This is a genomic window from Proteiniphilum sp., from assembly GCF_034331125.1.
GTDB lineage: Bacteria > Bacteroidota > Bacteroidia > Bacteroidales > Dysgonomonadaceae > Proteiniphilum > Proteiniphilum saccharofermentans.
The window spans coordinates 67,343-87,735 of sequence record NZ_JAXQGC010000040.1 but is presented as its reverse complement, the minus strand read 5'-3'; the positions used below and the strand labels follow the sequence as shown (position 1 = coordinate 87,735).

General features: G+C 44.7%; 20 protein-coding genes and 2 tRNA genes. 14 read left to right on the top strand and 8 right to left on the bottom strand.

The window, feature by feature from the left end:
• Positions 1-53 precede the first annotated feature (53 nt).
• The 3 genes from U2P89_RS09780 to pncB all read left to right on the top strand — a co-directional run bounded on the left by U2P89_RS09780 (position 54) and on the right by pncB (position 3,531).
• Positions 54-335 (top strand): PG0541 family transporter-associated protein, encoded by a 282-nt coding sequence (locus tag U2P89_RS09780; protein ID WP_092026555.1) that lies wholly within the window; start codon positions 54-56, stop codon positions 333-335.
• Positions 336-605: 270 nt separating this feature from the next.
• Complete coding sequence (locus U2P89_RS09775) at positions 606-2,201, top strand: aspartate:alanine exchanger family transporter (RefSeq protein WP_322191283.1); 1,596 nt, start codon at positions 606-608, stop codon at positions 2,199-2,201.
• Between the two features lie 157 nt (positions 2,202-2,358).
• Positions 2,359-3,531: a nicotinate phosphoribosyltransferase gene (gene pncB / locus U2P89_RS09770; RefSeq protein ID WP_322191282.1), complete on the top strand. Its 1,173-nt coding sequence runs from the start codon at positions 2,359-2,361 to the stop codon at positions 3,529-3,531.
• On the opposite strand, the gene U2P89_RS09765 is transcribed toward pncB, so the two are convergent.
• Together U2P89_RS09765 and coaBC are read right to left on the bottom strand one after the other, a co-directional pair.
• Positions 3,532-5,226: a M23 family metallopeptidase gene (locus U2P89_RS09765; protein WP_322191281.1), complete on the bottom strand. Its 1,695-nt coding sequence runs from the start codon at positions 5,224-5,226 to the stop codon at positions 3,532-3,534.
• A gap of 98 nt (positions 5,227-5,324) precedes the next feature.
• Positions 5,325-6,524: a bifunctional phosphopantothenoylcysteine decarboxylase/phosphopantothenate--cysteine ligase CoaBC gene (gene coaBC / locus U2P89_RS09760; protein ID WP_322191285.1), complete on the bottom strand. Its 1,200-nt coding sequence runs from the start codon at positions 6,522-6,524 to the stop codon at positions 5,325-5,327.
• Between the two features lie 266 nt (positions 6,525-6,790).
• On the opposite strand from coaBC, the gene U2P89_RS09755 reads away from it, so the two are divergent.
• From U2P89_RS09755 to U2P89_RS09715, 9 genes are all read left to right on the top strand, one after another.
• Positions 6,791-7,147, top strand: coding sequence for a PadR family transcriptional regulator (locus U2P89_RS09755; RefSeq protein ID WP_019539123.1), 357 nt, complete (start codon positions 6,791-6,793; stop codon positions 7,145-7,147).
• Positions 7,148-7,154: 7 nt separating this feature from the next.
• Positions 7,155-9,140, top strand: a complete 1,986-nt coding sequence (locus U2P89_RS09750; RefSeq protein ID WP_169337967.1) for a PspC domain-containing protein — start codon at positions 7,155-7,157, stop codon at positions 9,138-9,140.
• Between the two features lie 264 nt (positions 9,141-9,404).
• Positions 9,405-9,488 (top strand) — tRNA-Leu (locus U2P89_RS09745).
• 8 nt (positions 9,489-9,496) lie between these two features.
• Positions 9,497-9,580 (top strand) — tRNA-Leu (locus U2P89_RS09740).
• 348 nt (positions 9,581-9,928) lie between these two features.
• The gene (locus U2P89_RS09735; RefSeq protein ID WP_322191280.1) at positions 9,929-10,774 is read left to right on the top strand and encodes a hypothetical protein; all 846 of its coding nucleotides are present in this window, start codon (positions 9,929-9,931) and stop codon (positions 10,772-10,774) included.
• Positions 10,775-10,794: 20 nt separating this feature from the next.
• Entirely contained in the window at positions 10,795-12,297 is a 1,503-nt protein-coding gene (locus U2P89_RS09730; RefSeq protein WP_322191279.1) for an NAD(P)H-hydrate dehydratase, read from the top strand.
• Positions 12,298-12,414: 117 nt separating this feature from the next.
• Entirely contained in the window at positions 12,415-12,726 is a 312-nt protein-coding gene (gene rplU, locus U2P89_RS09725) for a 50S ribosomal protein L21 (RefSeq protein ID WP_019539127.1), read from the top strand.
• A gap of 20 nt (positions 12,727-12,746) precedes the next feature.
• Positions 12,747-13,016, top strand: coding sequence for a 50S ribosomal protein L27 (gene rpmA / locus U2P89_RS09720; protein ID WP_092026540.1), 270 nt, complete (start codon positions 12,747-12,749; stop codon positions 13,014-13,016).
• A gap of 119 nt (positions 13,017-13,135) precedes the next feature.
• On the top strand, positions 13,136-14,392 hold the full coding sequence (locus U2P89_RS09715) for a class I SAM-dependent methyltransferase (protein ID WP_322191278.1): 1,257 nt from the start codon (positions 13,136-13,138) through the stop codon (positions 14,390-14,392).
• Between the two features lie 34 nt (positions 14,393-14,426).
• Here the strand turns inward: U2P89_RS09715 and lgt are convergent, their stop codons facing one another.
• Positions 14,427-15,254: a prolipoprotein diacylglyceryl transferase gene (lgt, locus tag U2P89_RS09710; protein WP_322191277.1), complete on the bottom strand. Its 828-nt coding sequence runs from the start codon at positions 15,252-15,254 to the stop codon at positions 14,427-14,429.
• A 61-nt stretch (positions 15,255-15,315) separates the two neighbouring features.
• Here lgt and U2P89_RS09705 point away from each other — a divergent pair, with 61 nt between their 5' ends.
• Both U2P89_RS09705 and U2P89_RS09700 read left to right on the top strand, forming a co-directional pair.
• Positions 15,316-15,603: a metallophosphoesterase gene (locus U2P89_RS09705; RefSeq protein WP_322191276.1), complete on the top strand. Its 288-nt coding sequence runs from the start codon at positions 15,316-15,318 to the stop codon at positions 15,601-15,603.
• A gap of 4 nt (positions 15,604-15,607) precedes the next feature.
• The gene (locus tag U2P89_RS09700) at positions 15,608-16,210 is read left to right on the top strand and encodes a hypothetical protein (RefSeq protein WP_322191275.1); all 603 of its coding nucleotides are present in this window, start codon (positions 15,608-15,610) and stop codon (positions 16,208-16,210) included.
• A gap of 147 nt (positions 16,211-16,357) precedes the next feature.
• On the opposite strand, the gene hisIE is transcribed toward U2P89_RS09700, so the two are convergent.
• The 5 genes from hisIE to hisB form a co-directional block, all read right to left on the bottom strand.
• A complete protein-coding gene (gene hisIE, locus U2P89_RS09695; protein WP_092026534.1) occupies positions 16,358-16,945 on the bottom strand; it encodes a bifunctional phosphoribosyl-AMP cyclohydrolase/phosphoribosyl-ATP diphosphatase HisIE in 588 nt (195 codons plus the stop codon).
• A complete protein-coding gene (gene hisF, locus U2P89_RS09690; RefSeq protein WP_091906861.1) occupies positions 16,942-17,694 on the bottom strand; it encodes an imidazole glycerol phosphate synthase subunit HisF in 753 nt (250 codons plus the stop codon). Before hisF ends, hisIE begins: the two co-directional genes overlap by 4 nt.
• A 143-nt stretch (positions 17,695-17,837) precedes the next feature.
• A complete protein-coding gene (gene hisA, locus U2P89_RS09685; protein ID WP_091906859.1) occupies positions 17,838-18,566 on the bottom strand; it encodes a 1-(5-phosphoribosyl)-5-[(5-phosphoribosylamino)methylideneamino]imidazole-4-carboxamide isomerase in 729 nt (242 codons plus the stop codon).
• Positions 18,567-18,618: 52 nt separating this feature from the next.
• The gene (gene hisH, locus U2P89_RS09680) at positions 18,619-19,197 is read right to left on the bottom strand and encodes an imidazole glycerol phosphate synthase subunit HisH (protein WP_091906857.1); all 579 of its coding nucleotides are present in this window, start codon (positions 19,195-19,197) and stop codon (positions 18,619-18,621) included.
• 48 nt (positions 19,198-19,245) lie between these two features.
• Entirely contained in the window at positions 19,246-20,334 is a 1,089-nt protein-coding gene (hisB, locus tag U2P89_RS09675; protein ID WP_092026528.1) for a bifunctional histidinol-phosphatase/imidazoleglycerol-phosphate dehydratase HisB, read from the bottom strand.
• Between the last annotated feature and the right edge of the window lie 59 nt (positions 20,335-20,393).

Sequence of the window (20,393 nt, the reverse complement as noted above, 5' to 3'; positions counted from 1 at the left end):
GAAAACGGGAGTAGCCCGATTCTTCTTTAATTATTTTAGTCGGTCAGTAGTGATTGATTATATTTGACCAGGCGCACTATAGCCAGATAGAGAGAGACCTGTCCAAACTGAATATTCGTGGATTTTCGTCCTGGAAAGAAGTTTACGGCAGAGGCAGCAACACCGGAGAGCCTCATTATGGCAGCCATGCCTGGCCGTCGGTAAATAATGCTATTATTACAATAGTCGAAAATGACAGAGTGGCGTTATTGCTTAAATATCTAAAAGAACTTGATAATGAGTATAATAATTTAGGGCTTCGAGCTTTTGTGTTGAACGTGGAAGATATGGTGTGATTTTTTAGAAGTGTACACTATTCTGTAATAAACGTACATTCAAGTCGGAAGCCGGGCATGGATATGTCCGGCTTTTCTGAGTGGGTTGTCGTACAATATAGTCCTTTTCTTCACTCGCAGGATTATCCCGCCTAATAGGGATTAATCAGGTTTAGGTCACAATTATGATGGATCACTTTGTGGTGTAACCACTTTCCTAACCGAAGGATAAATATTACCTTTGCAGCCTCTTTAGGCTGTCATTGATAATTTATTAATCCGGACATTGTTATGTTGTATTCGTTGCTTCAGAATTCTTATTTTTCCGTTTTTCTTATTATAGCGCTTGGCTATATGCTTGGACGCATCAAAATTAAAGGTCTCTCACTCGATGTGTCGGCAGTCATCTTTATAGCTTTGCTGTTCGGCCATTTTGGGGTGACTATTCCCAGCTCATTGGGATATTTCGGACTGGTGTTGTTTATTTTTACGATCGGTTTACAATCGGGACCCGGTTTTTTCGATTCGTTTAAAAAGAATGGGAAAAATCTATTGATGATGGCATTGATTATTGTGGTTAGTGCCGGTGCTGTTGGTATAGGACTGGCTTATCTCTTCGGTATAGATGTGCCGGGAGTGACGGGGTTGATTGCCGGCGCATTGACCAGTACGCCTGGGCTGGCGGTGGCCATCGACAGTACCAACTCCCCGCTTGCTTCAATCGCTTACGGTATTGCTTATCCGTTTGGTGTGATAGGGGTGATCCTGTTCGTGAAGTTCTTTCCGAAAATAATCGGCGTAGATCTTCAGGAAGAGGTGCTTCGGCTCGACCGGCAGGAAAAGGCGGCTTATCCCGAAGTGAATTTTGCTGTTTTCCGGGTAAAGAATCCTACAGTATTCAATAAATCATTGTCCGAATTGCAGATCCGCACCATGACGGGAGCTGTTATCTCCCGTGTGATTCACGACGGTGTAATGGTGATTCCCAGAGCGAAAACCGTCCTCCGGGAAGGGGATCTGGTCAAAGCCGTAGGAACGGATAACTCTTTGAACCAGCTAGCCTTGTTTATCGGCGAACGTACCGAGATAGAACTGCCTGTAGATCATGATCAGGTGGTGGAATCGCTCCTGGTTACCAATAAACGGATGGTGGATAAAACATTGGGAGCATTAGACCTTTCACGGGCCTATCATTGTAATATTACCCGTATCCGGCGGAGTGGGATAGTGCTTTCTCCCACACCCGACCTGAAATTGAAATTCGGTGATAAGGTGGTAGTGGTAGGTGAACGAAAAAGTGTGCAGGAAGTAGGCCTGCTGCTTGGTAACAACGAGAAGAAATTATCCGATACCGATTTTTTCCCGATAGCCATGGGTATTGTATTGGGCATACTGGTGGGACAGTTGCAGATATCTTTTTCCAATTCATTTTCTTTCTCCCTGGGGTTGACGGGTGGGGTACTCATTACGGCACTTGTGCTTAGTAAACTGGGGAAAACAGGACCTATTCTCTGGTCGATGTCGGGCATGTCAAACCAGCTACTGCGGCAACTCGGGCTGTTGCTTTTTCTTGCCGAGGTAGGCACATCGGCAGGAGCAAATCTTTTCGTTACATTCCAAACTTATGGCTTACCCTATTTCCTTACCGGAGCGGTTATCACGATAGTACCCATGATTATCGCCGGATTGCTTGGATTTTACGTGTTCAAAATCCCTATTCTGGATTTAATGGGTACCATTGTCGGTGGAATGACCAGTACCCCCGGGTTGGCCACTGTCGATTCCATGACCGACAGCACTGCTCCCAGCGTGGCTTATGCCACCGTATATCCCGTAGCCATGATATTATTGATCGTATTGATACAAGTGCTCGCCCTGTTGGGATAACCTCCATAGTACGGCTCCGGTGAACCGTATTTCGGTTTGAGATGTTGTATTGTTCAATTACATTAGTCGTTTTCTCGCCATGACATAGCCCAAACAAGTTTGATCTCTGTACATTTGGCTTAACAAAAACGTTCAATAAAATAAATAAGTAAAAGATATGGCTGTTATCAAAAGTATCCTCGATACCGATCTTTATAAGTTTACCACCGGTTATGCCTATTCGAAGCTCTTTCCAAGGGCTTACGGCGAGTTTGAATTTATAGACCGGAGTAATGGTGACTATCCGGAAGGATTTGACCGGCTGCTGAGAAAAGAACTGGAGGAGATGTCGAACCTTGCACTCACCAAAGAGGAAGAGGCGTTTGTAAGGAAGCAGATGCCTTATTTGCCGCCAATTTATATCGATTTCCTGAAAGGATTCCGGTTCGATCCCTCGGAGGTGGAGATCACCATGGAGGGAAGCAAGCTGCATATAAAAGCGCTTGGACTTCTCTATCGCGTCACCCTTTGGGAAACCCCTATCTTGGCGACCGTCTCCGAGCTCTACTTCCGTGAGACCGGCCGTTATCCAGACCTGAAATATATGGAAGAGGTGACTGTGGAAAAAGCAAAGAAGATGAAAGAACACAACCTTTCCGTTTCTCTTTTCGGGATGCGGCGACGCTTCAGTGCTGATGTGGAGGACCGCGTGACCGGGCTGTTGAAGCAACATGCCGGTACCGGCCTCTATGGGACGAGCAATGTCTATATGGCGTTTAAACATAACCTGAACGTGTCGGGTACCCATCCGCATGAATGGGTGCAGTTCCACGGGTCGATCTACGGTTACAAGATGGCCAACTACATGTCGATGGAGAACTGGATCAACGTCTACGACGGCGATCTGGGTACTGTGCTGACCGATACTTATACCACCGATGTTTTTCTGCGTAACTTCAGTAAAAAACATGCGTCGCTCTTCACCAGCCTGCGTCACGATAGCGGTGATCCGTTCTTGTTTACCGACAAGGTGATCCGGAGGTATGAGGAGTTGCGCGTAAATCCTAAACTTAAATACCTGGTTTTTTCCGACAGCCTGAATGTGGATAAGGCTATTCAAATCAAAGAATATTGCGGCGACCGTATCGGTGCTACTTTCGGGATTGGTACAAACCTGACCGCTGATGTGGGGAACGACATTAAAGGGATGAATATTGTGATGAAACTTTTCCGCTGCAAGATGACTCCCCGTGAAGAGTGGCAGGAGTGCATCAAACTATCGGATGTAGAAGGTAAGCATACCGGCAGCGAGCGGGAGATAGCGATTGCCCAGGCGGTACTGGGGTTGTAATTAATAAAAAAAGTTGTAGGTATACTCGCTTCGGTTGCCTGCCCCGTCAACAACAGTAAAGACCAATACCTGCTGTTGACCTTTTGTCAGCCGGCTATCATCAAACCGGTAAGTATAGATCGATGATTTGCTGTCGTGTGTGAACAATACATACTCGCCGTTGATCTCTCCCCTGAATGATGCGATACCGCTCTTGTCATCCCTGAGCCGGATGCGGATGCGTTTTTGATTTACCCAGATAGCTGGTTCTATAGGTGTTATGACGGGAGCGATAGTATCGGCCGATATGGCGTACCGATCACCCAACTCGCGAATGCTGATTTTAATACCCCCACGGACATACTCTCCCCCGACCCAACTCTCCGATCCGTTGTCGCTGATCCTTACGATACCGTAATTTTTTTTGTTTTGTAACGTGTCGGTGTGCATGCCGATCCACATATCTGCACGGTCATGTAGTGGAACAGGGCTATTGTTCACTTGGTGCAGATCGGAATAATGATTCCTACTTCTGGTTGTGGAATGGGAAAAGCAAAAATCGTTGTACAGGTTTCCTTTTGGAATTTGCAATTGAAACCCCATCTCCATATAAGAGTTATAGAGGTTCCAGGCCATCCAGTTATTACAATCCGGTCTTTGGGGGATAGACTGTGATTTTCCGTCGACGGTGAAATTGTAGGTCAGCCTGTTTCCGTAATGATCTTCCAGTTCATACCGGAATCGGTATGGCCTCTCTTCGTCAATATCGATATATCCGTTATTTTCGGCTTCATAGAATGGAAGGGTGTTGCCCGGCTCAATAAATGATTTCATAAAGAACGACCGTCGCTTTCTCCAATCTTCAAAGTCGATGAAAGTGTTCAGCATACGTGTATCCGCGAATGAGAACCGGCTTATGGTACTGTTGAATATTTGGCGGTCATCCACGAAAAGACGGATATGCTTTACGCCGTAGATATTGTTTTGGCCGTCCATCCGGTCGTATGCCTTTACACCCACACCGATACGTCCCCAGGCCTCAATGTTTCTTCCCAGTGGTGACGGATTTCCCGCTTTATCTTTGCTGATATTAAGTCTGACAGGATTGCCGCTACCGTTGACTACCCCTTTTTCAAGTATGGGATAAAAGGTGATCCCCTGAAGGTTCGGTTTTCGTGTATCGGGTATCTTAGCCAGAAATTCCAATGCGTCCAACGGCTCTTCCGTGTGGGTATCGCGTATCTCAAAATGGAGGTGAGGCCCGCCGGAACTGCCGGTGTTGCCGCTCAAAGCAATTTGTTCCCCTTTCTTTACCGGCAACATGCCCGGCTCCGGATAGAGGATGACACTGAATCGCTCCTGTCGGTATTGTTGTTCCTTTACCCATTCCGCGATCTCTCTGGAGAAGCTGTTGAGATGCGCATATACACTGGTATGGCCGGTAGAGGGATGGTCTACATAGAGTGCCAACCCATAGCCCCCGGGAGAGACACTGATGCGGGAGACGTACCCGTCCTCGATGGCGATGATGGGTTTGTCGACCACCTGTTGTGTCTTGAAATCGATCCCGGAATGGAAATGATTATTTCTTAATTCACCGAAGTTGCCGCTAAGAGCGGGTGAAATGGTAACGGGATTTCTATATTGTTGCGAATAAGATAGGAGAGTGCTGGTGAAAAATAAGAAAAATATAAGTTGTAATTTAAGTAGTCGCATTATATAGTTAAGAGTGAAAAATTAAGAATGATGATAGAACCAAGACTTTAGATTTGGGATGTCGGATATTGGATTTGGAAACTACTAATTTTCAATTTTCAATTACCAAAAACCGTATCAATAATATCTTTTGCCACTTCCTTCTTTGATTTCAGTAAGAATGATTGTTTTTCGCCGTCGCGGGAAAGGATCGTCACTTGGTTCGTGTCGTGTCCGAAGCCTGCTCCCCGGTCATTCAGTGAATTGAGTACAATGTAGTCGAAGTTTTTTTCTTTTATCTTTTTTATCGCATTCGACTCTTCGTTGTTGGTCTCCAGAGCAAAACCGACGGTCAGTTGCCCCGGTTTTTTTATTTTTCCGAGCGAAGCTGCGATATCGGGATTGGGAACAAGAGAGAGTGATAAGTGCTCATTTCCTGACCGCTTTATTTTCTCCTCACTCATCTCCTCCGGGCGGTAATCGGCTACTGCTGCCGAGAGGATGGCTGCATCCATTTGCGGGAAAATCTTTAGTGCGGCATCATACATCTCGACGGCTGACTCCACATTCACCCTTAATATATTGGGATGTGAAGCTGATAATGCGGTGGGGCCTGTGATCAGGATCACCTCAGCACCCCGTGAAGCACATTCTTCCGCCAAAGCGAATCCCATCTTCCCGGAAGAGAAATTGCCGATGAAACGTACCGGATCGATCCGTTCATAGGTCGGTCCTGCAGTGATCATGATCTTTTTCTTGTCAAGATCATTTCCGGTAGCGAAGAACTGTTCCAGAACAGACACAATATTTTCCGGCTCTTCCATCCTGCCTTTCCCTTCAAGGTGGCTGGCCAGCTCCCCGTCGGTTGCATCGATGATCTGCACTCCGTCGCTTTTCAGTTTTTCGATATTGCGTTGGGTGGAAATATGCCTGTACATGTCGAGATCCATGGCCGGCGCCACAAAGACAGGTGCTTTCATGGAAAGATAGGTGGTGATCAGCATATTGTCGGCGACCCCGTTGACCATCTTACCGATAGTAGCAGCCGTAGCCGGAGCCACAATCATCACGTCTGCCCACAATCCCAGATCCACATGACTGTGCCAGGTACCATCGCCCGAGGCAAAAAAATCACTGATCACCGGCCGTCCCGAAAGTGCGGAGAGCGTCACCGGCGTAATGAACTCCTTTCCGGCCGGCGTAATCACGATCTGTACCTCCGCTCCCTTTTTTATCAACAGCCGGGTGAGAATAGCCGATTTATAGGCTGCGATGCTGCCTGTGATACCTAATACAATATGTTTTCCCTGAAGCAACATAAATGTTGATTTGATGATCCCGACAAGTCGGGACAAGTTGTGTTGATTTTATAATCCCGATAAATCGGGGACTACTTGTCCCGATCTCTCGGGAAGTTGTGATAATTGATGTGCAAAAGTAACAAGAATCAAACTCTATACAGTCTCATTAAGGCTACATTTACCGCTTTTAATGTTAAATAAATTTAATTCCGAAGAAATATTTGGTACTTTGTATTACATAATACCTTGCTTTGATTATTTTTGCAGTATAAAATGATACAGAGATGAATATTGAAAATACGCAAAGCCAGATGAGAAAGGGAGTATTGGAATATTGTATTCTTTCCATCATCAAAAGAAGCGAAGCCTATCCCGGCGATATTATTGACGAGATGAAGGATGCGGGATTACAGCTTTTGGAGGGAACCCTTTATCCTCTGCTCAACCGTTTGAAGAATGCCGGAATACTTACCTACCAGTGGGTGGAGAGTACTTCGGGACCTCCACGCAAATATTTTCGTCTGACGGAAAAAGGAGACGAGTTTTACATCCTTCTGCAAGCGACATGGAATGAGTTAGCGACAGGAGTTGAGACCCTCACGCAAAAGAGGGGCGAGTCACATGAAAATCAATCAGAATAGAATCCATATGAAGAAAGTAATCAACATTAATTTTCAGGGTCAGGTGATTGCCATCGAGGAGACTGCTTACGAAATGCTGAAGCAGTATATTGGTAGTCTCAAGACTTATTTTTCTCGCGAAGAGGGCGGCGATGAGATTGTGAACGACATAGAATGTCGTATCGCCGAATTGTTTGGCAACCGTTTGAAGCATGGCATCAATTGCATCACTGATGAAGATGTGAAAGCTGTTATCGACAGTATCGGCAGGCCACAGGAATTCGATTCGGATTACGAAGAAGTTGCGGGCACCGGGCAGGAATCCCAATCATCTCAATCAGGTACGGGAAATTCCGGTGCTCCCAAAAGTGAAACTTGGTCAACCGAAAGCGAACGCCAAAGTTTACACAGGAATGCCGGCGATCGGATTATAGGTGGTGTTTGTAGCGGGTTAGCACACTATTTCAAAACCGACCCCGTATGGATAAGACTTCTCTTTGTACTGTTCTTTGGATTTCTTTTTTGGGTATACATTGTATTATGGATCGTGTTAAAACCGAAAGTGTTGGAATCGAATGTTTCCAAGCGGCTTTACCGGAATCCCAACGACCGTTTTATTGGCGGGGTATGCGGCGGTATTGCTGCCTATTTCCGCATCGATTCATGGATACCCCGTCTCCTGTTCCTTACACCGCTTGTATTGAATATGATTGGGATGATCTCCATTTTTCCGTTGAACCGGATCTTTGATAATGTGGGTTTCAACTGGAATATCAACTCGAGCCTGGTAGTAGTCTATGTTGTCCTTTGGGCGATTATTCCCGTGGCAAAGACCGTGAAACAGAAGCTGGAAATGATGGGTGAAGAGGATTATATCCGTTCGATCAGGGAAAAGGTAACCGACAATGTAGCAAGTTCAAGGAGCCGTACCTCCAATGAGGGAAACTTTCGCCCGTCGGTAGAAAAAAAAGATGCCTTCCGTGCCGCAGATCCAGAAGTTGAGAGTGAAGAGGATGAAGCCATCGGGATGGAGGAGATGCCTCCCGAACCACCTCTGTCTGAGCGTCGTACTGCAACGGTATCCCCACCTGAACGCTCCGGCTGCCTGAATGCATTGATTATCTTTCTGAAAATTATCTTCTTCTCAGTTGTAGGAATCTTCTTATTGGTATTGATCGGTCTGTTTGTCGGATTATTAGTAACCGGAACACATCTTTCGCCGTTGAAGTCGCTGTTTATTGATCCCGGTTATGAGACCAATCTGCTCTTTACCGCGTTGGGATTGATCTTCCTGGTTCCGATCATAGCGGTCATCATATGGATTGTGCGCCGCACTACGAAAGCCAAATCGCGTCCGGCTATCGGGATTGTCGCCTCTGTGCTCTGGATTGTGGGACTGGTGATATCCGGTGTGCTGGGTGCACGGATAGCCGACAAGTTCAGCGTGGAAAGCTCCAGTGAAAGAACTGTCTCCATTGAATTGGTTAGCTCGGGCAAGATGTATGTGGAGATGCAACCCTATGCCGAAGATTATGCTGAATTCAAGACAGGATACGGACCGGGCACTAAAATCGACGAACTGCCTTATACCACGATCAATGAAGATTCTCTCCTTTTTGATAACATTAACCTGCAGATAGGTAAAAGCAGCGACTCGTTGTTCCATGTGCGGGTCATATCTGCCATACATGGTAAAGATCTTCGTTCCGCCAAAGCCGATATCGCACAGTTTTCTTATGAGATTGTACAGAAAGATTCCCTGTTGTTACTTCCGGAATTCTTTTCGGTACCGGTGGAGCAGGGATTCCGAAACCAGAGCATCACCGTAGAAATATCGGTGCCGGCGGGCAAAACGATTGAGATGAGTGAAGCACTGCGTGATTACAAAGACAACAGGCCTCCGGCCGTCGTGCGCAAGAGGATCAGGAATTACTCACGCAATACCAATTATCTGCCTGTAGATATTTCTGAAGAGGGAGAAGTTTTTATGACACTTTCTACTGACTCAATATAAATAACTTTTTTATTCTACTCTACTTGACTTTTCATTGTGAATCGGAAGGCCGTTCCCCTGTGGAGCGGTTTTCCTTTTTTAGTAACGACATATAAAAGGTATCACAATGAATTGGAAATAAATTTTAAAAATATTCGTTCAGGTATAAAAAAACTATTATCTTTGCATCCGCAATTCGGAAACAGACGGTTCATATAGCCGGAAACATGAGCTTTCGGATAGCGACAGGCAGTGGCCTGTTTTTCTATTTAAATTAATGATAATGCCCAGATGGCGAAATTGGTAGACGCGCTAGTTTCAGGGACTAGTGTTGGTAACAACGTGCAGGTTCGAGTCCTGTTCTGGGCACTGCAAATGCGCAGGTGGTGAAATTGGTATACACGCTACTTTGAGGGGGTAGTGCCGGTTACGGCGTGTGAGTTCGAGTCTCATCCTGCGCACTTTAACACCACCACACTCATGGTGGTTTTTTTATTCCGCTGCTTTTCCATCTTTTTTAACAATAGTTCGTTATAGATTTTAAAATAGAGTTATGCGGCAATAACAGCAAACTCAATAAGTTCTTCAACAAGTTTACCTTTTAATTCAAGTTTCGCAAAGTAAAAAAGAGTTTAGCTTATAGTAAAAAAGCATAGAGTAAAACGTCTTCTTTCCGGATTCTTTTCGGGAAAGCAACTATTTCTCTCCCTATTTGTTATTTTTGTATCCTAATCGTATGAATAATGAGGTTAAAGGCAATCTTAACAATTATCTATAACAAAATACTATCTTCAAAGACTAAATTGAGATTGGAGAGGTTGATTTTTGTGGCTGCCATGATCGGTTTCTTCCTCCATTTAGGTGTTATATGGCTGGTGCAATTGGGGGTGATCGATGCAGGAGAGTATGCCAGTGGATTCAGTAATCCGGTAAATGCCATTTATACTCCTTTTTCCATTATCCTTTATTATGAAGTGTATTGTCTGATTTATTATCTGCCCAAATCGATGACTGTCTATATTGGAAAGCAGTTTGAAGTGATTGCTCTTATCACTATCCGGGAAATATTTAAAGAGATCCCCAAACTGAAAATTTCGTCCGATTTGGATCAGATGTACAGCAATCCACAGTTTATCTATACCTTGATTACTATTCTTGTGTTGTTTTTCCTGATTTACCTCTATTATGCGCAGAATCAAAAGAGCATCCGGAGTAATAATAGTACCAAGGGAATACCTGACGGAATCCCGAAAAAGAAGAAAAAGTATATCCTGGCCAAGAAGTTTCTGGCATTGGTAATTGGTGTTATATTCGTGATGATGGTTGTGGTTAACCTGGTGGACTGGTTCAGTCACCATTCACTTATCGAATGGTTGCAAAATACCGGCTTATCGTCCAGGGATCTATTCTCCTCTTTCTTTTTGATACTGATCCTTAGCGATGTGATTATACTGCTTTTTTCATTTGCGGTTACTGATGATTTCCCCAAGGTGATGCGAAACTCAGGATTTGTTGTCTCCACGACCCTGATCAGGCTCTCTTTTTCGGTAGAGGGGTTGGCCAGCCATATCATGATCGTGATGGCGGTATTGTTTGGCACGCTGATGGTTGCTGTCTACAAGAGATATAAGAAAATTGAACTTCCGTCAGATTGATCTTTAGAAAATAAATAATAATGAAAATCCTCACATCGGAACAGATCCGCAAGGTAGATGCCGAAACGATTACGCGGGAGGGAATTTCCTCTCTTGAACTAATGAAACGTGCTGCGACTGCTTTTTATCGATTTTTTACGGAGAAATACACGGACAGAAATACATCCGTAATCATCTTTGCCGGTGTGGGAAATAACGGTGGAGATGCGTTGGTAGTGGCTCGTCTTTTGTATAAGGCGGGTTATTCGGTGAAAGCATATATGGTGGAGTTCAGCAATAGATATACCGAAGACTGTGCCCACAATATCCGCCGCGTGAAAGCTGAAAATATCCCCTATAAAAAGATTCTTAACAAAGAGGATATTCCCGATCTGTCGCCGTTTGATGTGGTGATCGACGGTATATTCGGTACAGGATTGTCGCGGGAAGTAAGTGGAGCCGCTGCTGAAGTGATCGCTCGGATCAATGAGTGCGGAAAAGAGGTGATCAGTATCGATGCGCCGAGTGGGCTGTTTTCGGACCGGAAAACGAAGTTCGCGGTGAAAGCGACTGAAACGGTGACGTTCCAGATACCTAAACTGGCTCTGTTTCTTCCCGAAAATGCCGGGTTTACCGGGAATGTCCGTATTGTAAATATCGGCTTAAACCAGGAAGCTATCGCTGAAGCGGAGACAGATATTTACCTGACGGAAAAGAAGAAAATCAGAGATCTGCTGAAACCGCTTTCCAAATTTGTCCATAAAGGAATTTTGGGACATGCGCTTATTATCGGTGGAAGCCTCGGCAAATGCGGGTCGGTTTCCCTGGCATCGAAAGCGGCACTCAAAACCGGTTGTGGATTGGTTACGGCTTATCTGCCCAAATGTGGCGTGACGGCAATACAATGCTATTTCCCTGAAGCGATGGCCCTTGAAGATAAGGGTGCGAACCATATTACCTCTATTGACTACGAACTGAAACCGGATGCGATCGGTATAGGTATAGGTATGGGATTGCATGAGGAAACAGCGCAGGCGATATACCAGTTCCTTCAGAAGAACAATACTCCGTTGGTGGTGGATGCCGACGGGTTGAATATCCTGGCCGGGCATCCTGACTGGCTATCACTTCTGCCGTCAGAAACCATCCTGACTCCCCATCCGAAAGAGCTCCAGCGGCTGATTGGTGAGTGGCGCGACGATTATGACAAGATAGAGAAAACAAGGTTTTTTGCGCGTAAATATGATGTGATCGTAGTAGTAAAGGGAGCTTATTCGCTGATTATCGATGGAAAAGAAATATATGTCAATAGCAGTGGCACGCCTGCACTGGCTACTGCCGGAAGCGGAGATGTGCTGACCGGTATGATCACCAGCTTGTTGGCGCAGGGGTATCAAGCGGTAGAAGCCGCCAGAATAGGGGTTTTCCTGCATGGAATGACTGCCGACATCGCTGGTGAGTGCATTCATCCCCGCAGTTTCGTCGCTTCGGATATCATTGAAAATATAGGAAATGCATACCGGAGTTTGGAAAAAAAGAACTGATCTGTTTGGGTTTTACGATTTAATTGTGTAATTTTGCACCTCAATTTGCCAATAGGCCCAAAAAGAGGCTGCGGAGAGTGGCCCGCCTCAGGCACGTAACTTCAGGTTATTTTTAATATGTACGTCATTGTAGACATTCAGGGTCAACAGTTTAAAGTTGAACAAGACCAAAAATTATTTGTCCACAGGATCAACGCCGATCAGGGTGCTGAGGTGGAATTTGAGAAAGTAATGCTCGTTGATAAGGACGGCACCGTAACTGTAGGTGTACCGGTTATCGAAGGAGCGAAAGTTGTAGTAGAAGTCCTTTCCCATGTGAAAGGCGACAAAGTCCTTGTTTTCAAGAAGAAAAGAAGAAAAGGATACCGGAAACTGAACGGACACCGTCAACAGTTTTCAGAAGTGAGAGTAAAAGAGATTATTGCTTAATCAGTTAAGATCAGAAGGAAATGGCACATAAAAAAGGTGTAGGTAGTTCCAAGAACGGCCGCGAATCGGAAAGTAAACGATTGGGCGTCAAGATATTCGGTGGTGAAACGGCAAAAGCCGGTAATATCCTCGTGCGCCAGCGCGGGACTGCTCACCATCCCGGAGAGAATGTGGGTATGGGTAAAGATCATACCTTGTTTGCACTGGTAGATGGTGTGGTAGTTTTCCGTAAAAGGAAAGACAACCGCTCATTCGTATCGGTACAACCGAAAGTACAGGCAGAAGCCTAACAGCAATTGCCTTTGGTGTTCCGGTAAAAGGGAACTTGAACCATAAAATATAATTTTTTAGTTGATAAAAACAGCCTGCTTTCCAAAGTAAGGTTGTTTTTATTTTTTGGTATCTCCCTATGCAACTGACTCCCGAACAAAAGCAGTTTATCCTGGCGCATGAACGCGAAGATATACGTGAAACGGCATTACGTTTTGTGCGCGATGATATGCCTTTGTTATTGGCACAGATCGCAGGGAGACAAATGGCAGAAAAGAAAATTCCGTCGTGGTATGCGGAGACCGATATCGTTTATCCGGCACATCTATCACTGGAGCAGTCTTCATCCGAACTGACCGCCCGCTATAAGGTTTCGCTGATTACAGGGGAAAGTGAAGCGTTTGCCGATTCGAGTTTCATAACTTCGGGAACAAGCCAGGTATCCGTTGAAAACAAAAATAACAGGTTTGCCGATTTGACCGGAGGAATGGGAGTTGATTTCTCATTCCTGTCGCCGCATTTCCGGGAAGCGGCCTATGTGGAGCAGAATAAGGATTTATGCCGGATTGCAGTACATAATTTCCGGCTGTTGGGATTGAAAAATATGACGATTCACTGTGTTGATGCAGAAACTTTCCTGAAAGAAACGACACCTCTTGATTTTATCTATCTCGATCCTTCCCGACGCGATAATGCCGGACGGAAACTGTTCAGAATTGAGGATTGCAGTCCCGATCTATTGAAAATAAAACCGTGGTTGCTCGAAAAATCGGGTAGGGTAATGGTGAAGTATTCGCCGATGCTGGATATCTCTTTAGCGGTCAAAACTATCGGTTGTGTAAGTGCGGTACATATCGTTTCGGTAGATAACGAGTGTAAGGAGTTGCTTTTCCTGTTATCGAAAACGGCAGGGAATGAACCGTTATTTGTTGCCGTGAACCTTAGAAGGTCGGGAGGAAAAGAGATTTTTTCTTTTACGCCGGAGCAGGAACAGAAAGCGTCAATTCCGTTTGCCAGCGGACCAGGGCACTATTTATACGAATCCAATGCATCAATCCTGAAAGCAGGTGCTTTTAAATCGGTTGCACAAGTATACAATCTCCAGAAACTGCATATCAACAGCCATTTATATACATCTGACGAACTTGTCGCGGATTTTCCCGGCCGTGTCTTTGAAGTAGAGACCTCTTTTGCGCCGAATAAGAAAAACATAAAAACCTTTTTACAGGATACAAAAAAAGCGAACATTGCTGTCCGCAATTTTCCGATGACGGTCGCTGAGATCCGTCACAAGACCGGATTGGTAGATGGTGGTGATACCTATCTCTTTGCTACTACGCTCGCTGATGAACGGAAAGTGTGGATAGTTTGTACAAAATTGCAGGCTTTTTATTAATTATAGACTCCGAGAAACGTAGGGAACCAGTGAATTATAGGGGGCGGGGAATAAGTCTTTCTAAAAGCTCCTCACCGGTAATAGCTCTTTTGTTAATTAGTTTATCTAGTAACGCCAAATTTTTTACTATTTGTGTTTTTATAAAAAAACACCAGATAACCCCCCCCACCAAAATAAAAGGAATACTTAACCATTGTCCCATATTTAGCATCAATCCTTTCTCAAAATCGACCTGTTCCTTTTTTAGGAATTCTATAAAAAACCTGAAAGTAAATATCAGGATAAGTACCAAACCGAATAAAAAACCTCTTTTCAATGTTTTACCCCTCTTATTGTAAATCATGAAGACTAACAAAAAGAATGTCAAATAGGCAATGGCCTCATACAATTGTGCCGGATGTCTGGGAATCCGGTCAACTCTCGTAAATATAAAAGCCCATGGTAAATTCGTTGGATTTCCGATAATCTCTGAATTCATTAAATTGCCCAGGCGGATAAACGTTCCTCCTAATGGGGCTGCAATGGCGATATAATCAAAAACTCTAAGAAAATGTATCCCTGTTTTTCGGTAGAAGAGCAGCACGGCTATGATCAACCCTATGGCTCCGCCGTGGCTGGCAAGCCCTCTGTAGCCCGTAAATCTGAACGTGCCGCTCTCCCATGAAAACGGAAGGAGTATTTCAAGAGGATATTTTAAATAGTAATCCGGCTGATAAAACAGGCAATGCCCTAAGCGCGCACCCACAACAAATAATACTGAAATTTGATTACCCACTCTATTTGTTATAGAGCCAAGAAATATAAAGCAACAATCATTTTTCAACGAACTAAAGAAATGGGTAATATCGGCAATATTTATCATTCTGGCATTACTCGTTTTGTCGTCTTGTGCTGATCGGGCAAAACCGTTTAATCTTGTCTTATTGCCGGACACGCAAGTATATTCCCGCTTATACCCCGAAATATTCCATTCGCAAACCGAATGGATCGTTCAAAATGCTGATAGCATCGCTTTTGTCCTTCAACAGGGGGATATTACCGATCACAACTCCGAGGAGGAATGGCAGAACGCTGTCGCAGCTTTCTCTGTAATGGACGGTAAAGTGCCATATACGTTTGTGCCGGGTAACCATGATCTGGGACCGGGAGGCAGTGCCAGTAACCGGGACGCAGAACTTTTCAATAAATACTTACCCCTACGACCGGTATAGTAAAATGGCACATTTCGGCGGGGCCTTTGAGCCGGGAAAGATGGAAAATACCTATCATACTTTTCGTGCCGGAGGATTGGATTGGTTGATCCTTTCGCTCGAATTTGGTACACGCGATAAAATATTGCGTTGGGCGGGTGAAGTGATTGAGGCACATCCCAAACATAGGGTTATCATTAATACCCACGACTATATGTATTCGGATGATACCCGCATGAGTATCGATCGCGATCATTCCTGGGTACCACAGCGATACGGGGTGGGCGAAGACACAGGCGACGAGTCCGTCAACGACGGCGAAATGATGTGGGAGAAGCTGGTGAACCGGTACCCCAATGTATTATTGGTATTCAGCGGGCATGTGCTCCATAGTGGTACGGGACAGTTGGTGAGCACCGGAATACACGGCAACGATGTGTACCAGATGCTGGCCAATTACCAGTCGGGAGTAGAAGGTTCTGAAAATGGTGGAAACGGATTTCTCCGGATTGTTACCATTGATCCTGAAAATAAAACTATATCCGTAAAAACCTACTCTCCGTATATAAACGGGTACAAGACTGAGCCTGACCAACAGTTTGTTTTTGAAAACGTTCAATTACATTAGCCGTTTTTTCGCTATGGCGGAGTTCAAGCTAGCTTGCTTGACTCTGCTCATTTAGCTTAACGAAAACGTTCGATTTCATCAGACATTTTCTCGCTATGGCAAAGTTCAAACAAGTTTGACTTTGCTCATTTAGCTTAACGAAAATGTTCAATTGTGCCTCTCAACCAATATAGCTTCAATATCTTCCAGTTTCAGTTTTTTAGTCTTTAACAGGATCAGGAAGTGGTAGAGTAGGTCGGCCGCTTCGTTTTTGAACAGGTCGACATTGTCGTCTTTCGCTTCGATCACCAGTTCCACGGCTTCTTCTCCCACTTTCTGCGCCACTTTATTTACCCCGCGGCTGAACAGCTTACTGGTGTATGAGCCTTCGGGATTTTCAGTGATCCGTTTCTCGATTACATTCTCCAGTTCGTACAGGAATCCTTTTGATTGTTTGTCCCCGAAACAGGAAACCGAGCCGGTATGGCAGGCCGGTCCCTGTGGATAGGCCTTGATCAAGATGGTATCATTGTCACAATCCGTTAGTATCTCGTCCACGACCAACCAATTGCCGGAAGTTTCCCCTTTTGTCCAAAGGCGGTTCTTGCTTCTGCTGAAAAAAGTCACTTTTCCTTCTTTCCGTGTTTTTTCTAATGCTTCTTCGTTCATATAGCCTACCATCAATACCTGTAAGCTGAGTGCATCCTGGATAACGGCAGGTACTAATCCTCCCGACTTTGAAAAATCGATATTCATCGTATGGGTATATTTTGAGTTTTTAAATAATCTTTGAGTGCAGGGATAGGAATTTCCCCGAAATGAAAAATGCTGGCAGCCAGTGCCGCACTCGCTTTTGTTTGCCTGAATACTTCAGCGAAATGCTCTACCGTTCCTGCTCCTCCCGAAGCAATCACCGGAATAGATACAGCTTCGCTGACGGCCGCTGTAATATCAATAGCAAAACCATCTTTTGTACCGTCATTATTCATTGAGGTAAGCAGGATCTCACCTGTACCACGTTGTTCGCCCTCTTTTGCCCAATCTACGGTACGGAGGTTGGTTGGGATTTTTCCACCATGGGTATAGACGATCCATTCATTGTTTTCGAAATTAGTGTCGATGGCCAGTACCACACATTGACTACCGAATTGTCCGGCTATTTCGGTGATCAGTTCCGGCCGCCTGACCGCTGCAGAGTTCAGGCTGACTTTGTCGGCTCCTGCCTGTATGATGGCACGTGCATCGTCTAACGAGTGGATACCTCCTCCCACGGTGAATGGGATATTGATTTCCTGCGCCACACGTGTGACGAGTTCTGTAAGCGTCTTACGCCTTTCGATGGTGGCGGTGATATCCAGAAACACCAATTCATCAGCCCCTTCCTGTACATATCGTTTAGCAAGTTCCACGGCATCACCCGCGTCGCGGATATCTACGAAGTTGATCCCTTTTACGGTTCTCCCGTCCCTGATATCCAGACATGGGATAATTCTTTTTTTCAACATTTATTTTTAATTCAAAATTCAACATTCAAAATTTAAGATTCCAGATCGTGAATAGAATTGAAAATCGACAGAGTCAAATCATCAAATTCTCTACTTCCTGGTTCTGACCTCTACTTACCCACTTTTAATTTATAATTCATAACTCATAATTTATAATCCTCAACAACCTTCTGCAATTCACGAAAACCTATCTTTCCTTCGTAGAAAGCCTTTCCGATGATTGCACCGTCGCATCCGAGTTCTCTTAAGGCGAATAGATCATCGATGGATGAAACCCCTCCGCTGGCGATCAGTTTTACGCCGGTTTTTTCGATAATTTCCCGGTATAATTCGTTTGATGTGCCCTGCAGCATGCCGTCTTTCTGGATATCAGTACAGATAACATAAATAATGCCTTGCTCCGCATAATCAGAAATAAAGTCGACCACGTCCAGTTCCGATTGCTGCATCCAGCCATGAGTGGCAATTTTTCTGTTATTGCTATCGGCGCCGAGGATAATTTTTTCCGCACTATATTTCCCGAGCCATTCCCGGAATGTATTGGGTTGTTGTACCGCGATACTCCCTCCGGTTATTTGTACTGCGCCATTCTCGAAGGCAATACGAATATCTTCGTCCGATTTGATACCACCACCAAAATCTACTTTCAGTGAGGTTTTAGTGGTAATGTTGTATAAGATCTTATGATTGACAATATGCTTTGAGCGGGCACCGTCGAGATCCACCACGTGAAGGTGTTGTATGCCATTGGCTTCAAATTCTTTGGCTACTTCGAGCGGATTATCATTATATATTTTCTGTGTATTATAATCGCCTTTGGTCAGGCGCACGCATTTCCCCTCTATTATATCTATTGCCGGAATAATTCTCATTCTTCTTAATTATTAAATCAATAAATCACCACACTTTCCCACTTTTCCTGAACTATAGTTCCAAGAAGTTCTTCAATATGTTTTCACCCACATCTCCTGATTTCTCAGGATGAAATTGTGTGGCATAAAAATTATTTTTCTGTATAGCAGCACTGAATGGCAGGATATAATTGCAGCGGGCAATTGTATCGGAACATATTTCGGCATAATAGCTGTGCACGAAATAAACGGTATTATCCTTTCTGAAACCGCTGAAAAGTGGATTGTCCATCACTTCCAGATTGTTCCATCCCATATGGGGAACAATATCAGTTGCAGGGAACTTTTTCACGTCCGCATCAAAGATATCCAGACACTCTGTATTGCCTTCTTCGGAATGCCGGCACATCAGTTGCAGTCCAAGGCATACACCCAGTGTGGGTTGGACTAAAGATTGAATTACTTCATCCAATCCCCTGTTTTTAAGGTATGTGATTGCCGATCCAGCTTCTCCTACACCCGGAAAGATTACTTTTTCCGCCGATAGTATTTCACCAATATCATCAGTCACTTTACATCCATAGCCCAGCCGTTCGACCGCATTTTTGACCGATGTGATATTGCCGGCATTATATTTGATAATTGCTATCATTCTTCAATTGTTAAATCATTAAATCATCACATTAGTCCCATTGGCACATTAAATTGTTCCTTTGGTGCTGGGTATTCCCTCTGTACCGTTATGTTTCACAGCCATCTTAACCGCACGGGCAAAGGCTTTAAAAATGGCTTCAATCTTATGGTGCTCATTGTCGCCTTCGGCTTTGATGTTGAGGTTACAACGGGCATTGTCACTGAACGATTTGAAGAAGTGCATGAACATTTCCGTGGGAAGATCGCCCACAAATTCACGGTTGAACTCTGCTTCCCATACCAACCACGGACGTCCGCCGAAATCGATGGCCACTTGTGCCAGACAATCATCCATTGGAAGCAGGAAGCCATACCGTTCTACACCTTTTTTCTTACCCAACGCCTGTATAAAGGCCTCTCCCAGAGCAATACCGGTGTCCTCTACAGTATGATGTTGATCCACCTGCAGGTCCCCTTCCACACGGATGGTAAGGTCGATATTGCCATGTCGGGAGATCTGATGAAGCATATGGTCGAAAAATCCCAGCCCGGTAGAGATATCGCTTTTCCCTTTGCCGTCGAGATTCACCTCGACGAAGATATTCGTCTCGGAAGTCTTTCTGTGTACTTTCCCTCTGCGTGGCTCCTCTTTCAGAAACTGGTATATCTCTCCCCAGTCTGTAGTACACAGTGTGACTCCCGGATATGAATTATTATTTAGTAAAATAGATTTACAATTCATATTTTCAGCAAGTTGTACATCTGTTACCCGATCGCCTATTACATAAGAATGCTCCAGATCGTATCCCCCTCTCATATAATGGGTGAGCATACCGGTACCGGGCTTTCGGGTAGGTAGGTTTTCGTGGGGAAAAGAGCGGTCGATCAGTATTTCGCTGAAATGTACTCCCTCATTTTCGAATGCCTTAATGACCTTATTCTGTACCGGCCAGAAAGTCTCTTCCGGGAAAGAGGATGTACCCAAGCCATCCTGATTGGTAACCATTACCAATTCATACTCCAATTCGCCTGCGATACGGGAGAGGTTTCGGAATACCCTGGGATAGAATTCCAGCTTTTCCAGGCTGTCGATCTGTTCGTCTTCCGGTTCCATGATCAACGTCCCGTCCCGGTCAATAAATAATACTTTTTTCATATTTTTTCAAATTCAAAATTCAAGATTAAGATTTCATGATTTTGAATGTCTTAACTTCT

Bases quoted from the DNA above. Each gene is read 5' to 3' on its own strand.
- hisH (WP_091906857.1), bottom strand. From the start codon at position 19,197: ATGATAGCAATTATCAAATATAATGCCGGCAATATCACATCGGTCAAA.
- U2P89_RS09775 (WP_322191283.1), top strand. From the start codon at position 606: ATGTTGTATTCGTTGCTTCAGAATTCTTATTTTTCCGTTTTTCTTATT.
- U2P89_RS09700 (WP_322191275.1), top strand. From the start codon at position 15,608: ATGGCACATTTCGGCGGGGCCTTTGAGCCGGGAAAGATGGAAAATACC.
- pncB (WP_322191282.1), top strand. From the start codon at position 2,359: ATGGCTGTTATCAAAAGTATCCTCGATACCGATCTTTATAAGTTTACC.
- lgt (WP_322191277.1), bottom strand. From the start codon at position 15,254: ATGATAAATATTGCCGATATTACCCATTTCTTTAGTTCGTTGAAAAAT.
- coaBC (WP_322191285.1), bottom strand. From the start codon at position 6,524: ATGTTGCTTCAGGGAAAACATATTGTATTAGGTATCACAGGCAGCATC.
- hisA (WP_091906859.1), bottom strand. From the start codon at position 18,566: ATGAGAATTATTCCGGCAATAGATATAATAGAGGGGAAATGCGTGCGC.
- U2P89_RS09755 (WP_019539123.1), top strand. From the start codon at position 6,791: ATGAATATTGAAAATACGCAAAGCCAGATGAGAAAGGGAGTATTGGAA.
- U2P89_RS09730 (WP_322191279.1), top strand. From the start codon at position 10,795: ATGAAAATCCTCACATCGGAACAGATCCGCAAGGTAGATGCCGAAACG.
- hisIE (WP_092026534.1), bottom strand. From the start codon at position 16,945: ATGAATATCGATTTTTCAAAGTCGGGAGGATTAGTACCTGCCGTTATC.
- hisB (WP_092026528.1), bottom strand. From the start codon at position 20,334: ATGAAAAAAGTATTATTTATTGACCGGGACGGGACGTTGATCATGGAA.
- U2P89_RS09750 (WP_169337967.1), top strand. From the start codon at position 7,155: ATGAAGAAAGTAATCAACATTAATTTTCAGGGTCAGGTGATTGCCATC.
- U2P89_RS09765 (WP_322191281.1), bottom strand. From the start codon at position 5,226: ATGCGACTACTTAAATTACAACTTATATTTTTCTTATTTTTCACCAGC.
- hisF (WP_091906861.1), bottom strand. From the start codon at position 17,694: ATGTTGAAAAAAAGAATTATCCCATGTCTGGATATCAGGGACGGGAGA.
- rpmA (WP_092026540.1), top strand. From the start codon at position 12,747: ATGGCACATAAAAAAGGTGTAGGTAGTTCCAAGAACGGCCGCGAATCG.
- U2P89_RS09715 (WP_322191278.1), top strand. From the start codon at position 13,136: ATGCAACTGACTCCCGAACAAAAGCAGTTTATCCTGGCGCATGAACGC.
- rplU (WP_019539127.1), top strand. From the start codon at position 12,415: ATGTACGTCATTGTAGACATTCAGGGTCAACAGTTTAAAGTTGAACAA.